The organism is Parabacteroides distasonis (assembly GCF_004793765.1).
Taxonomy (GTDB): Bacteria; Bacteroidota; Bacteroidia; order Bacteroidales; family Tannerellaceae; genus Parabacteroides; species Parabacteroides distasonis_A.
In genome coordinates this window covers 1-15,439 of the sequence record NZ_SRYM01000008.1, presented here as the reverse complement: position 1 = coordinate 15,439, position 15,439 = coordinate 1, and the positions used below count along the sequence as shown (strand labels likewise).

The 15,439-nt window shown below is 46.9% G+C and carries 12 protein-coding genes and 1 pseudogene; 2 read left to right on the top strand and 11 right to left on the bottom strand.

Features of this window, described 5'->3' with window-relative positions; all coding sequences use genetic code 11:
* Positions 1–102 precede the first annotated feature (102 nt).
* Together E5342_RS19285 and E5342_RS04280 are read right to left on the bottom strand one after the other, a co-directional pair.
* Positions 103–276: a hypothetical protein gene (locus tag E5342_RS19285; RefSeq protein ID WP_168354448.1), complete on the bottom strand. Its 174-nt coding sequence runs from the start codon at positions 274–276 to the stop codon at positions 103–105.
* A gap of 274 nt (positions 277–550) precedes the next feature.
* Positions 551–1,343 (bottom strand): annotated as a pseudogene (locus tag E5342_RS04280) (class I SAM-dependent methyltransferase).
* 498 nt (positions 1,344–1,841) lie between these two features.
* Between E5342_RS04280 and E5342_RS04275 the strand changes: the two are divergent.
* Together E5342_RS04275 and E5342_RS04270 are read left to right on the top strand one after the other, a co-directional pair.
* Positions 1,842–2,528 carry a response regulator transcription factor gene (locus E5342_RS04275; protein WP_135958887.1) on the top strand — a complete coding sequence of 229 codons (687 nt, stop codon included), beginning with the start codon at positions 1,842–1,844 and terminating at the stop codon, positions 2,526–2,528.
* 15 nt (positions 2,529–2,543) lie between these two features.
* Positions 2,544–4,316: a sensor histidine kinase gene (locus E5342_RS04270; protein ID WP_135958886.1), complete on the top strand. Its 1,773-nt coding sequence runs from the start codon at positions 2,544–2,546 to the stop codon at positions 4,314–4,316.
* 339 nt (positions 4,317–4,655) lie between these two features.
* Here E5342_RS04270 and dapA read toward each other — a convergent pair whose 3' ends face one another.
* From dapA to E5342_RS04225, 9 genes are read right to left on the bottom strand one after another with little or no spacing between them, the layout of a single operon-like run.
* On the bottom strand, positions 4,656–5,549 hold the full coding sequence (gene dapA, locus E5342_RS04265; protein ID WP_121734664.1) for a 4-hydroxy-tetrahydrodipicolinate synthase: 894 nt from the start codon (positions 5,547–5,549) through the stop codon (positions 4,656–4,658).
* 52 nt (positions 5,550–5,601) lie between these two features.
* Positions 5,602–6,123 (bottom strand): DUF6913 domain-containing protein, encoded by a 522-nt coding sequence (locus tag E5342_RS04260; RefSeq protein ID WP_121734665.1) that lies wholly within the window; start codon positions 6,121–6,123, stop codon positions 5,602–5,604.
* Positions 6,124–8,118, bottom strand: coding sequence for an NAD-dependent DNA ligase LigA (gene ligA, locus E5342_RS04255; RefSeq protein WP_121734666.1), 1,995 nt, complete (start codon positions 8,116–8,118; stop codon positions 6,124–6,126). It abuts the gene before it with no gap.
* 1 nt (position 8,119) lies between these two features.
* A complete protein-coding gene (locus tag E5342_RS04250; protein ID WP_008772341.1) occupies positions 8,120–9,103 on the bottom strand; it encodes a PCMD domain-containing protein in 984 nt (327 codons plus the stop codon).
* Between the two features lie 35 nt (positions 9,104–9,138).
* A complete protein-coding gene (locus E5342_RS04245) occupies positions 9,139–10,242 on the bottom strand; it encodes a sulfotransferase family protein (protein ID WP_022191973.1) in 1,104 nt (367 codons plus the stop codon).
* Between the two features lie 3 nt (positions 10,243–10,245).
* Complete coding sequence (cysN, locus tag E5342_RS04240; RefSeq protein ID WP_005857430.1) at positions 10,246–11,688, bottom strand: sulfate adenylyltransferase subunit CysN; 1,443 nt, start codon at positions 11,686–11,688, stop codon at positions 10,246–10,248.
* A gap of 12 nt (positions 11,689–11,700) precedes the next feature.
* The gene (gene cysD, locus E5342_RS04235; protein WP_005857432.1) at positions 11,701–12,609 is read right to left on the bottom strand and encodes a sulfate adenylyltransferase subunit CysD; all 909 of its coding nucleotides are present in this window, start codon (positions 12,607–12,609) and stop codon (positions 11,701–11,703) included.
* An 8-nt stretch (positions 12,610–12,617) separates the two neighbouring features.
* Positions 12,618–13,229, bottom strand: coding sequence for an adenylyl-sulfate kinase (gene cysC, locus E5342_RS04230; RefSeq protein ID WP_057316959.1), 612 nt, complete (start codon positions 13,227–13,229; stop codon positions 12,618–12,620).
* On the bottom strand, positions 13,217–14,770 hold the full coding sequence (locus E5342_RS04225) for an SLC13 family permease (RefSeq protein ID WP_135958885.1): 1,554 nt from the start codon (positions 14,768–14,770) through the stop codon (positions 13,217–13,219). Before E5342_RS04225 ends, cysC begins: the two co-directional genes overlap by 13 nt.
* Positions 14,771–15,439: the final 669 nt, after the last annotated feature.

Below are 15,439 nucleotides of genomic sequence, written 5' to 3'. Positions count from 1 at the left end.
ACTATAGTTTTCTAACAAAGAAACATAATAAAACTATAATATACTAGTAAACAATATATTTCCCATCCTATAAAATAAGCTAGAATCTCTCTATCAAAGAATTCAATCTGTACAATTCATATCATTAACAGATTCTTTCTCATATGCAATTTTTTGTGATTTTATAAATATATCACGGTACTCATCAAGCAAGTTAATGTCCCGCAAATCATTAACGCCTAAAATCTCACAAATTAAATTCGCCTTGCCTGCTTCTATCTCCACTTTCGGTATCATATATCTTAATTTAGATTAATAAATAAAATCATCTGTTTGTTGTTTTAAACAGACATTGTCGCCCTTTTGTTTATACAAAATTTTAATTTAACATGACAAATACAGTATCCGAAATTTATCTCCTTAACTTAATCAACTAATAAGGATAGTCAAATCCCTTTCTAAATAGTTATTCAACAACAAGGATAAATGAAAAGTGTAGGCATTCTTTACCTAGAATGCCCACACTACTTTATTAAAGATTAGAAATTCATCTTATACTTTTTCACCTCGTCTACAAGTTTTGAAAAGGATTTATCTTTTTTGCGATGAAAAACACATAGCCATAAAAAGCCTTATACTTGTGATATAGCTGGTCCTCAACAGATTGAAGCGCACAGAATTCCTCGGCGATTTGATTTCCCTCATATTTATCAAGAAAAATCTTCTGGGCTTCGATCTTTGAGGCAAGGTAATGTTCTGTCCAGCAATTTTCCGGTAATATAAATGTAGCGACAGGAAGATAACCTGCTTTATGTATCTTGGCTACTTGATTGGGAATCGTATCTATCTCAGGATATACATCTATCCAGAAGTCATTGATTTCCTTAGGACGTTCGTCCGTGAACCACGAACTTTCGGAAACAGCAATATATCCTTCTGTCTTCAAATACTTACGCCACTCGTTCAATCCCCGTTCAAAGCCGATATTATAAATGGCTCCTTCCGACCAAATCAGATCTAATTCCTCATTTTGAAAAGGAAGACTATCCATCGAACCGACAATACCTTCTACCCTATCTTGTAAGCCTAACTTCCTTGCGTTACGATTAAAGATATTAATAAAATCGGGAAGAAAGTCTAGTCCGGTAATCTGTCCCCGTACATGTTGAGCCAATACCATTGTTTGGCCACCCGTTCCACAACCGATATCGGCTATTACAGATTTTATCGGTGAGGTTATCTATAAAACTCAACGCTCTTAATGTCACTTCAGGGCTTCCGGGTCCTTGCCGTTCCATATTGGAGAAAAAGTCGCAAATTAAATCAAGTTCGAAATCGTGAATTGTTTTATTTTCAGTATTCATTTTTTTACGATATTTTACATACGATGATGAAAGCCTTACAAGGCTTTCATCATCGTATGCGGATTAAACTAAAATTTTAACAATGAAAAATTTTTCTCGAAAGGAGTTATCCGAGAACAAACGAAGGAACAATCTGTATGAAAAGTACAGATTGTTTACAAAACCAAATCCGATTTAAATGTCTTTGTCATGCGGCAAAGATACATAATATTTTATTTGTTAGAGAATTTGTATTGTAAAATATCTTCTAGACCACACGGTTCTTTCATTTAACCATCCGTTTCTGTAGGCCGGAATGCATGGACCCCAAGTAAAATTCCGCACAATAAGCTCGCAAGAGAAACTTGTATCGTACGTACTCTCCACGACCGAGCGATCTTAACAGCAATGTAACATATATTTCATTTCTCCGAAATAAGAATATCCGTTCTTTGCCAAAAAGAAATTATATTTGTATATGGAGAGCTGTAAGGCCCTCTTTTAAAAACAGAACAGCTTATGGCAACAACTCGTATTCTTGTAGTGGATGATGAAGAGGATTTGTGTGAGATCCTTAAATTCAACTTAGAAATAGAAGGTTATGAAGTAGATACCGCCTATAGTGCGGAAGAGGCATTGAAAAAGGATCTGACCGTTTACAATTTATTGTTATTGGATGTCATGATGGGAGAAATCTCCGGTTTCAAGATGGTACGTATCCTGCGACAAGATGAGAAGACGGCCAATACCCCTATCATCTTCCTCACGGCCAAAGATACGGAGAACGATATGCTCACAGGGTTCAATCTCGGGGCGGACGACTATATCTCCAAGCCTTTCTCCATCCGCCAAGTGATAGCGCGTGTTAAGGCCGTGCTAAGAAGAACTTCCGAACGATCAAAAGAAAAAGAGATCGAGAAACTCGAGTATGAGACACTAGCCCTTGATACAAAACGTATCAAGGCTACGGTAGACGGGGTGGAAGTTCCATTGACCAAAAAAGAGTTTGAGATACTAAAACTTCTATTGGAAAATAAAGGGAACGTCTTCTCCAGAGAGGAAATACTGTCTCGCATCTGGAAAGACGAGGTATATGTTCTAGACCGTACCATCGATGTCAACATCACCCGGTTACGTAAGAAAATAGGTCCTTATGGAAAGAACATCGTAACTCGCTTAGGTTTCGGTTATTGTTTTGAAGGCTAATATTGTCGCTGAATCATGGTAAAGATAGATGGTGAGAAAAGACACCGGATACCGTTTAGCCAACGGCTTTTCTGGTCGGTCTTTTTTATGTTCTTGGGCTTTACGGTCTGTTTCCTGCTATTCCAATATCAGCGGGAAAGGGAGTTCGCACAAGAAAAGTTGAACAATGTGTTGAGTAACTATAATTATCAATTATTCCGTAAATGCCAACAAAGTACGGACATCAACCAGACCGTAATAAGTTTCATGGACGATATCCCTCAAAAGGATTTGCGGGTAAGCATTATAGATCCGTCCGGCGACGTACTATTTGATAATAGCGGGACGGACGAGTTTAATAACCATAACGACCGGAGCGAGGTACGCAAAGCCCGGTTATACAATGAAGGATTCGCTATCCGTTCCTCGGAATCTACGGGAAAAAGGTATTTCTATTCGGCATCGAATATAGGAGGTTATATTTACCGCTCAGCCCTGCCCTACGACCCATATGTAAGAGGGATATTGACGGTAAACAAGGACTTCATTTATTTCATGGCATTGATGACCTTGATTTTCTTCTTTGTACTTTCCCGTTTTACTTTCAGCATAGGTAAAACAATATCCAAACTAAGGGATTTCGCATTAAACGTAGAAAAAGGCCGAATGCCTGCGGTCGATTATGTTTTCCCGAATGATGAACTAGGTGATATCTCACAGAATATCGTAACCTTATACCATCGGCAACAGAAAGCGAAAAACGAGTTATCCATGGAACGGGAAAAGCTTATCAAACATTTCCAATATTCCAAGGAAGGCTTCGCCATGTTTACAAGTGAAGGGCGGGAGATTCTCTCTAACATCCTATTCATCCAATTCATAAATGTCATATCCGACACCCAGATCCACCAAGTGGAAGACGTTACTGATATAGCCGAATTAGAACCAATCCGTACCTTCTTAAATAAGAATATCCGGAATCTGAATCGGAAAAAGAAAGTATTAAGAGAGTCCGTGACTATTGACAAGAACGGTAAAATATTCTTGATCGAATGTATTTTATTTCTCGATAATAGTTATGAGATTTCCATCAATGATATATCCCGTCAAGAAGAAGAAAGCCGGATGAAACGACAGCTTACGCAGAACGTCTCTCACGAGCTGAAAACACCGGTCAGCAGCATTCAAGGGTATTTGGAAACAATCCTATCCAACCCAGATTTGAGTCCGGACAAACGTCAATTTTTCTTGGAACGTTGTTATTCCCAAAGTACCCGCCTTACAGGATTATTACGAGATATTTCCGTATTAAACAGACTTGACGAGGCATCCAAGATGTTCGACCTCACGGAAGTAAATATCACGAAGCTTATCGCCGAGATACAAAAAGAATGCTCACAAGATATGGAAGAAAAACACATCACATCGGAAATTATCCTTCCGGGAGATCCGACCGTGGTCGGGAATAACTCCCTACTCTATTCCATATTCCGGAATCTATATGACAACGCGATCGCTTATGCGGGAGAAAACATAAAGATTTCCGTCAACTGCTATAAAGAAGATCCTAAATATTATTACTTTAGCTTCTCCGATAATGGAGTGGGTATCCCGGAAGAACATATCAATCGCATATTCGAACGTTTCTACCGGGTCGACAAGGGACGCAGCCGTAAGATCGGAGGAACCGGATTAGGATTATCCATCGTTAAAAACGGGGTTAATTTCCATAAAGGACAAATATCCGCGAAGAGCAGTCCGGGAAAAGGGGTTACTTTTTTCTTCACTTTGAAAAAGAACCTATCATGACGTAAACCACGTCTTAAAATCCGGCACTCTCACCTTACTAACCAATATACGGTCCAAGGTCGGTAATATCCTTCCACCCGCTTCAAGGCTTGCGTGGGACACAGCCAGAGCAGCGAAAGAACCAGCGATCGTACGCTTTAGGAATAAAGGAGACCATCATCGGCACGCAGGTGAGCGAAATCAACGTTGAAGTATCGGTATGAGAAGTTGGGGTATCGCTATAGTACTATAATGAAAGTACCGCAGTACTTTCGAGGAAGTACTACGGTACTCTTATTATGGTTACTTGAGTACTTTCAAGGAAGTACTATGGAAAGAATCGTTGCCGTTAAAAGCGGATCAGCACTTAATGCTCAACTGTCGCAGAACCTCACGGATCTTCTCATACGTAACGATACGTGTAGGGACCAGAGGCAGACGAAGCCTGTTCTCGATAAATCCCATCATATTCAGCATACTCTTCACGCCGGCCGGATTCCCATCCACGAACAACAGGCTGAACAGCTCCGTGAAGCTATGATGAATCGTACGGGCGCTATCATAATCACCTGCCAAGGCCAAACGTACCATACGGCTAAACTCACGAGGGAAGGCGTTACCGATCACAGAGATCACTCCCACCGCACCCAACGTCATCAAAGGGAAAGTAATGCCATCGTCACCGGAGATCACGTTGAAACGGGCCGGCTTGTTCTTGATGATATCATCCATTTGGGTGATATTGCCGGAAGCTTCTTTCACAGCAATCACATTGTCGAACTCACGGGCGATACGAAGCGTAGTCTCGGCCGTCATGTTCACACCCGTACGCCCCGGTACATTATAGAGTACGATCGGTAAATGAGTAGCGTTGGCAATCGCCTTGTAATGCTGGTAAATTCCTTCTTGGGAAGGTTTATTATAATAAGGTACGACCGAGAGAATAGCGTCTATACCCTCGAAATTATCGGTCTTCAACTTCTCGACAACCGACCGTGTACAATTACCTCCCACACCTAATACGATAGGGATACGACCCCGTACACGAGTCACTACCAAGTTTATAATGTTTTTCTTTTCTTCTTCCGTAAGTGTAGGGGTTTCCGCTGTAGTTCCCAGCACCACCAAATAATCCGTACCGTTCTGCACCTGATAATCCACCAGCTTGCCCAACGCCTCGTAGTCTACACTCTCATCTTCCTTGAATGGCGTGATCAACGCCACACCCATTCCTTTTAAATTTATGTCCGCCATGGGGAAAATATTCCTTTTTGTTATTTAGCACTGCAAAAATAAGGAATTTATATCATTTAGCACGGATGGAACGCAAATAAAATAATATCTGTCCGAATAAATACGGAATATCGTCCTTATCTGTTACAGTCAAGCCTAAGTCGTACCATTCTTGGCCCGGATACTTAATCCCGACCTTGAAGGCGGATGGATGCCGGAGAGCGATGTATTGCAAGGCATAACAACCCGGCCGGGTGATATCGATCAAGATATCCGCCTTGAGAGCGCCCACCTTTTTCAAGATACCATCGGAAGGGAATCCCCACGCGTTGAGATCGTTCTTTGAATGTACAGGAATATTGGAGTCGTCGAAAGGAATGTCCGTTCCTCCGGATGGCACATATACACACGTCTTGATGTCCTTCTTCGCCTTGCGCAAAGGCTCTAAGGCCCTCATGACGTCCTCGTGATCCTCTATATTATACAAGACCAAAAGCGAACGTGCCTCATCCAAGGAAAGGGAACGATGCGGACGTCCCCCGGCGTCCGACGCTAAAGCCTGTATCTTCTTCTTGATAAAATAATTGGTGAACATTTATTCCAGCATATTTAAAAACGCATCCTCGTTGATAATCTTCACACCCAGCTTCGCCGCTTTCTCCAGCTTGGCCGGTCCCATATTCTCGCCGGCAAGGATATAATCGGTCTTCCCTGAGACGGAACCGCTATTCTTGCCGCCATGTTGCTCAATCATCGCCTTATACTCGTCACGTGAATGCTTGGAAAATGTCCCGCTGATCACGATCGTCAATCCTTTCAACTTCTCGGAACGATTCGCCAATTGCTCCTCGGAAACCGCCATCCGCAAGCCCTGTTCCTTTAATCGGTTCACCAACGTACGGTTCTTCTCGTCCGAGAAATAACTCAATACACTCTGGGCGATCCGCTCGCCGATCTCGTCCACGGCTACCAAATCCTCTAAGGACGCCTGCTCCAATGCCTCGATCGAATGGAAAGCCGAGGCCAAGCGTTTAGCGACCGTCTCTCCCACGAAACGAATCCCCAGACCGAACAAGACCCTCTCAAAAGGAACTTGCTTGGATTCCTCCAGACTCGACATCAGATTCTGGGCGCTCTTCTCCGCCCACCGTTCCAGACGCAATAAATCGGCAACCGTCAACGTATATAAGTCCGCCGAGTCTTTTACATAACCGGCGTTGTACAAATCCTCCACCGTTTCCGGGCCTATATTGATATTCATCGCCTTCCGGGTCACGAAATGCTCTATACGCCCCTTGATCTGAGGAGGACAGCCCGACTCGTTCGGGCAGTAATGCGCCGCCTCTCCCTCCGGACGCACCAAAGGAGTCCCGCACTCCGGACACACACGGATAAAGCGGACCTTATCCCCCATCAGCATCGAACGAGCCTCCACATTCACTCCCACGATCTTCGGGATGATCTCCCCGCCTTTCTCCACATACACTTGGTCGCCGATATGCAAGTCAAGCCCCTCGATAATATCGGCATTATGCAAGGAAGCCCGCTTCACCACCGTCCCCGCCAACAATACAGGCTCGAGGTTTGCCACCGGAGTGACCGTCCCCGTCCGTCCCACTTGGAAAGAGACCGAGTTCAAGCGAGTCTCGGCACGCTCCGCCTGAAACTTATAAGCGATCGCCCAGCGAGGGCTTTTCGACGTAAAACCTAAGTTCCTCTGCTGACGAAGCGAGTTTACCTTCAACACGATTCCATCCGTCGCCACGGGCAGGTTCTTACGTTCCACATCCCAATAAGCGATATAATCGAATATATCCTGTAGGCTCTGGCATTTGCGGATCACGTCCGGAATCTTAAAACCCCATGCGCGAGCCGCCTGCAAATTCTCATAATGCCCTTCGGCCGGCAGGTTCTCACCCAATAAATAATAGAAATAAGCATCCAGCTTACGGGAGGCCACGATAGCCGGGTTCTGCTGTTTCAACGTACCGGAAGCGGCATTGCGAGGATTGGCGAACAAGGGTTCCTCCTGCTCCTCCCGCTCCTTATTCAAGCGATCGAACTCCGCCCAAGGCAGCAATACCTCGCCACGGATCTCGAACTCCTCCGGAAAATCAGAACCCCGGAGTCTTAATGGAACCGAACGGATGGTCTTGATATTCGCCGTCACGTCATCACCACGAGTACCGTCGCCACGGGTCACGGCACGCGTCAAGCGTCCTTTCTCATAGGTCAAAGAGATAGAAGTGCCATCATATTTAAGTTCCGCCACAATCTCGAAAGGCTCATTCAAGGAGCGGGTCGTACGATCATAAAAATCACGGATCTCATCTTCGGAGTACGTATTACCCAACGAAAGCATCGGATATTTATGTACCACTTGCTCAAACTCTTTCGAGAGGTCGCTCCCCACTCGCCGAGTCGGGGAATCCGGATCGGCGAACTCGGGATGCGCCGTCTCCAGTTCCTGCAACTCTTTCATCATCTTATCAAACTCAAAGTCTGATATTGTCGGTGCCGAAAGCACATAATAATTATAATTATGCCGCTCCAGCTCATCACGCAGGGCTTTTATCTTTGCTTCGACCATATTAGTATATTAATTCTACGTTGTCTATCCAAAACGTATTTCCCGGAGAGCCGATATAGGCTCCTCCGTGGCTGGAGGTGAACTGCAACACCATATGCGTAGGTGCCTCGCCCGGCTCCGCCCAGCCTACCTCTTGGATAGGAACGCTTTTTCCTTTACTATTTAACGTATAACGTTCCTCTACTTGTATACGCATATACGGTTTATATTCGGGTTTGGATGTTATATTTCCATAAAGGATCGGGTAAGTAGCGTCATTTACCCAATCAGGGGTAGATTCCGTATAGCGTTGCACCATCGTACCGACCCGCTTGGAATAAACATTCCCTTCCGCGTCTTCCCATCGTTTCTGCAACAACAAGATCACCGCCAAGGAATCCTGCCCGGCCACCGTACTCTTACGGCTGAATCCCGTACTACGTACCCGATTCTTCTCGGGAGCGGCTTTCACCTTATAATCAAACCGCAACGCTTTCGGCTTCTTGGAGAAAGGCACTCCTGATTGTAACATCGCTTGAGGGTTTTTTGTTCCCTTGATCGGCTCATGCACCGTACCCAAAAAAACGGAGCCGGCGGCGATCACCTCGATATCCACCAAACCGAAAACCTTCACGCTCTCATAACGGGTCTCCATGCGGGCGCACATCCCATCCCCCCGTTTCTCCGGGAAAACAGACGTATTGGTTTTCACCACTCCCGCCACTTTCGCCATCACGTTGGAAGTAGCCCACGGAGAACCGCCCATATTACGAAACGCCGTATTACCGACAATCGTATCCGAGGGTCCCAGCTCATAAAGCCATTTCGTATTTCCCCCGATAATGCCAGACTCATGAATCTCACGGACAATCCAATTATCCATGTCTCCATAAGCGAAGGGCACCACATTCTCCGATGTCACCCCATCCCCGTCCGCGAGAACCACGGACAGAGGCATACAAGCGATTGCCAAAAATAACGCTTTCTTTCTTAAACTCAAACCCATCCCTCTATCAATTTAATACCTATCTAACCCTTTATTTATAAGCTATAGCCCCATTCCTTCAAGGCCATGCCCCAATTTTCCTCTACAAGCCGGACCGTACGATCCTCGTACTTGTATTGGTTCTTCTTGTAGCCCTTCTTCTTGCCCAGATACTTCTCTATATCCGCCTTAGACTCCTTAAAGCCGGGTAAGTTTAATGTCCCGTAGATATTTTCCGTCATGGCGAAAGCGTCTTTCTCGAAATCCTCGAACTTCACTTCCACCAGATTGCCTTCCGGTATCAGGTGCTTCTCTTCCTCGTACTTATAGAAAAGACGGCGATATACCTCGATGAAGTTCGCCTCGATCTGCTCGTTCGTGATATCCTGCAAACGCAATGGCTGGATCGTATTCGTAAAGAAACTGCGGGTACTCTCGAATACCGTATACGGATTTCGCTTCAAGTAGATGAACTTAGCGTTCGGGAACATCTCCAGCAATGTCTTCACACGCCCCGTATGCGGTGGGTTCTTGCTCAAATACTGCGTACCGTTCGTATTCCAGAGGGAAACCTTAACCAGACGCATGAAAGTATCCATGAAGATCCGCCGCTCCTCCTCCGTGATATCGTTAAACAATAAGTAACGATCGCAATACTCCATCCAGCGTTTCGGGAAGAACCAGAAATTATAATATGTATAAGGCATCATGTTCGACAAGGCGAACTCCTCCTCTTGCGGAAGATCCACCTTCAACTCCATATTATCGGTCGGACGCTTATCCGGCATCAAGAAAGCCATGTTCTTCTTGAAGAAAGGCTGCCCCCAGAGCATCAGGTGCGGGAATACCGTCTGGTACGTCGTGGTATAACCGAAATGCTTATCGCAGGCGAAGATATTATGAACAAAAGTCGTACCACTCCGCCAATGCCCCAAGATAAACAAGGGGTCCATCTCAAGCGGCTTATCGGCCAATTTCTTGAACCGGCTATCCTCGATCGGCTTCAAGGCGCTCAACAGGCGGCAAACACCGGTCGTAAGGCGATACTTACCCTTAAAGCCCTTGTCTATCTGCTGCCGGGCCGTCACCTTCCTGAACGTATCCCAATCCGCCCCGACCAACGTATTGATCGGTAGCTTATCAAACTCCAACAATCCCATATCCTATCGTTTTTCCGTTATACATTTCACAGATACGCCCTGCCGGCCCAACTCCTCACAAACCTTACGGATCGCCTCATAGTGCTCCTCTCCGATTCCCATCTCCGGGAGGTTCAAGGTAGCCAAAGCGTCTTCCGTCACCATATCTTTAGCGTCCACACGGTCGATGATCATACCCACGGCGGACGTATTATTCGTAATCGGATCGATCAAGATAAACGAGCCGGTCTGCTTATTCCTCCTATACGGATCGAAGAACAACTCCTTGCCGGTAGTAAATACCACACGGCCGATCTCGTTCAGCTCCAGATGATCCACGGAAGATTGCTCCATCGTGTTCACGTTCACCTTATAGCGGATACTATCCACACGGGCACGTGTCGTATGAGTGGTCTGCTTGATGTAGAACTGCTTGTTCACATCCATGGCTTCCTCATCCATCCACACCAACATAGCCTCGAAATTACGGTCGCGGATCGGCAAGTTATCCGGGTGCACCAGCATCTCCCCACGGGAGATATCGATCTCGTCCTCCAAGGTGATCGTAATACATTGAGGCGGGAAAGCCTGCTCCAACTCCCCCTCGTAGGTGACGATGCTCTTTACCTTCGAGGTCTTCCCGGAAGGCAACGCCATCACCGTATCTCCCTTACGCACGATACCGCTGGCCACCTTGCCGCTAAACCCACGAAAATCCAGATTCGGGCGCAACACGTATTGCACCGGATAACGGAAGTCCTCGTAATTACGATCCAAGTCGATAGGCACGTTCTCCAGATAATCCAATAAAGACGTACCCTCATACCAAGGCGTGCGATCACTCTTCTCCACCACGTTATCGCCATCCAAGGCCGACAAGGGGATATACGTGATATCCGGGATATCCAGCGGCTCCACGAAACGTTTATAATCCGCCACGATCCGGTCGAACGTATCCTTGTCGAAGTCCACCAAGTCCATCTTATTCACGGCCAGTACCACATGCTTGATCCCCAGCAAAGATACCAGATAGGTGTGACGGCAGGTTTGCGTGATCACGCCCGTGCGGGCATCCACCAAGATGATCGCCAGATTCGCCGTGGAACCACCCGTGATCATATTCCGGGTGTACTGCTCGTGCCCCGGGGTGTCGGCGATGATGAACTTACGGTTGTTCGTGCTGAAATAACGGTAAGCCACATCGATCGTGATACCTTGCTCACGCTCGGCCTTCAAGCCATCCAGCAACAAAGCGTAGTCGATATGCTCGCCGGCGTTGCCCATACGCTTGCTGTCACGCTCCAAGGCATCCAACTGATCCTCGTATATTTTCTTACTATCAAACAGCAATCGACCTATCAAGGTCGATTTACCATCATCCACCGAGCCTGCGGTCAAGAATCTCAGCAGGTCCTTCTGCTCGTCCTTATCTAGGAATTCCTTTATATTTAATTTTGTATCTGCCATGTCTCTTCTGTGTTAAAAATACCCTTCCCGTTTCTTCTGCTCCATACTAGCGTCTTGATCGAAGTCGATCACACGGGTCGTACGCTCGCTCTTCGTCGTAGTCATCATCTCCTCCACGATTTTCTCGATCGTATCCGCCTCGCTCTCCACGGCGCCGGTCAGCGGCCAGCAGCCCAACGTACGGAAACGGACCATACGCATACGGATCTGGTCCCGGTATTGCTCCGGCAAGCGGTCGTCGTCCGCCATGATCAAATTACCGTCGATCTCCACGCACGGACGCTCCTTGGCGAAATACAAGGGAACGATCGGGATATTCTCCAGACGGATATATTGCCAGATATCCAGCTCCGTCCAGTTCGATAGCGGAAATACACGGATGCTCTCGCCCTTATGCACACGGGCGTTATAGATATCCCACAACTCCGGGCGCTGGTTCTTCGGGTCCCATTGATGGAACTTATCGCGGAACGAGAAGATACGTTCCTTCGCACGGCTCTTCTCCTCGTCGCGGCGGGCGCCACCGAAAGCGGCGTCGAACTTATATTTATCCAAGGCATGAAGCAAAGCTTGCGTCTTCATCAAGTCCGTATGCACCTTGCTTCCATGCGTGAACGGGCCCACGCCCGCGTGGAAAGCCTCCATATTAGACTCCACGATCAAGTTCCAGCCGAATTTCTTCGCGTAAGAATCACGGAACTCTATCATCTCCTTAAACTTCCATTTCGAATCGATGTGCATCAACGGGAAAGGAACCTTACCCGGAGCGAAAGCCTTCTCGGCCAAACGGACCATCACGGAAGAATCCTTCCCGATGGAATAAAGCATAACAGGATTCTCGAACTCGGCGGCTACCTCACGGATGATGTGGATAGACTCAGCCTCCAGCTCCTGTAAATGACTTAACTTGTAATCAGACATATCTTTTTTCAGTGTTTAATTTCTACTTTCGGTACGATCAACTCCAACAACCGGCTCACGGATTGCTCCACGCTCAATACGGAGGTATCCAAGGACAGGTCCGGACGCTCCGGCGCCTCGAACGGGGCGGAAACCCCGGTAAACTCCTTGATCTCGCCTTTCCGGGCCTTGGCATACAGGCCTTTCACGTCACGGCGTTCGCACTCGGCGAGCGGCGTACTTACGTAAACCTCCAAGAAATCCGCTTTACCGATGATAGCGGACGCCATTTCTCTCAACTCGTTGTTCGGGCTGATAAAAGCCGCTATGGTTATAACACCCGTATCGACAAACAGTTTACCCACCTCGGCGATCCGGCGTATATTCTCCACCCGGTCCTCCGGCGAGAACCCGAGATTATTGTTGATACCACTGCGGATATTATCCCCGTCGAGGATGCGGCAAAGCAATCCCCGTTTATGCAACTCACGCTCCAAGGCGATAGCGATCGTGCTTTTCCCCGAGCCACTCAAACCCGTGAACCACACCATCACGCCCCTTTGCCCCAGAAGCGCCTCTTTATCCTCACGACCCAGCATACGGTCGAAAATCGGATAGATATTATTTTCTAAAACTTCCATATCATAGGTATTACAAACACGGAGATCAAGAACGTGATCAAGTTCAAGGGCAGGCCCACCTTCACGAAATCCGTGAACTTATAGCCTCCCACGCCTTGCACGATCAGGTTGGTCTGGTAGCCGATCGGCGTACTGAAACTAGCCGACGCCGCCATACAGATCACGACAAAGAATGGGGTCGGATCAACGCCTAATTGCGTAGCCACCGACAAAGCGATCGGGAAGCTCAATGCCGCCGCGGCGTTATTCGTGATCAACTCCGTAAATATATTGGTAATAATAAATAGAATCGCCAGCAACGCATACGGCCCCAAATTGTCGGCCATACCGATTATATGGCGGGCTATCATGGAGGCAAAGCCGGAATTCTCCATGGCCTTGCTGATAGCGAAAGCGCAAGCGATCGTTATCAAGATATCCCAAGAGATGTATTTCGTGTATTTTTTAGGCGGGAAAAGCTTCGTCCACGCCATGATGATTGTCGTAATGCAGACAAAGAAGAACATATCCAAGCGCATACTAGGAACGGCCTCTTTCACGACTGGCAACTCTCCTACCGTCGCCCCCGTAATCATAAAGATCAACAGTCCTAAAGCCAGCCAACGTTTCTTCTTCGATACCAGCTCTGTTGCCTCATTACCATTCGCCAACATCAAGAAGACACTAGACTCACCCCATGTAGGGATAAAAGAATCGTCCGCCCACAGCACCAAGGTATCGCCCTCATGCAATACCACCGTATCCAGATTACGGGTAAAACGCTGTCCGCCGCTTTTCACCTCTTTCACGATCGCCCCGTAATGGCGGGTAAAGTTAAACTCTCCCAAGGTCTTGTTGATACCCGGGAAGCGTGCGCCCAGCACGGCCTCCACCCGGTGGAAATTCCCGGGATTCTCATCCTCCCCGTCTTCGGATACCGTATCCGTCCTCGAGTCCGGAAGCAGTTTATTCGAGAAAGCGAACAAATATAAAATACCAGCGATAGCGATAAAAATACCGACTTTCCCCAGCTCAAACATCGTAAAGCCCTCATATCCCGCCTCCAGAATCATGCCGTGCACCACCAGATTCGTAGAAGTACCTATCAAGGTACATATACCGCCCAATATCGTGACATACGAGAGAGGGATCAAGAATTTCGTGGCTGGAAGCCTCACCGCCTCCGCCCATCGCTTGATGATCGGGGCGAAAATAACCACCACCGGCGTATTATTCAGGAACGCCGACACGAAAGCCACGGGCGGGAGCATCCTCGCCTGCGCCTTGAAGACGGTGGTCTTCCCCTCGGGAAGCAGTTTCTTGATCAATTGGCCTAAAGCCCCGCTCTGCCGCACTCCCTCACTGACAAGGAAGAGCATGGCTACGGTTATCATCCCTTTATTGCTAAAGCCCTCCAGCATCTCCTTGGGAGTAAGAATGCCTACGCAGAGAAAAAATACGACCACTGTCAGAAGAACCATTCCCGGCCGCATCTTATCCCATACCAAGGCTGCGATCATACCGATTAGGGCCAGCAACACAAACACTATATCAAAATTCATGTACTTACTTTTAAAAGCGCAAAAATAATAAGAATACTCAAGTGTACACTCCTTTCGCTAACCTATTTTTAGGATTATATGGGATATAGACCAATAATGATTGATTCTGGGCCAACCGATATTCTAACAAGGCAACCTCCCAAATTACGTTCATAACCAGACAAAAATAAAATTGATATCGGTTTTTAGAGATTTCTTCGGGATATACATATACCGAAACCAACGAGGAATTAGAAAAGATCTTAGGTTTTCTTTACCCAAACACATCATTTTACTACCCGTCTCATCATTTGATATTAAAAATACCAAGCCTGGATCAACATGCTCCTCATCTCCCGTACGAATGAAACATCTCCATGACAGGACCGCCCTGCCCTCGTTCTGCCCTCGTTCTGCCCTCGTAGTAAGCCCAGTCCTAAGGACCGGACTTACTACGAAGGTAGAGCTTTGCACATCAGCCCCTTCCGCCCCCGGAATGTTAACCGGATTTTAACACGCGAAAAAACACGTTGTTATAAGGCTGTGACGGTAAAGTCCGTAGATCCGCAAGAGGGAGGGGACGCCTTTCAGATGATGGTTTGGCGCGGCCGCCCTGTAGTTACGATTCCTTGTAAGCCGCCTCACCGGTTCTCGTTCCACTCAAAAAAGGAAATAAATAAAGGGATTCCT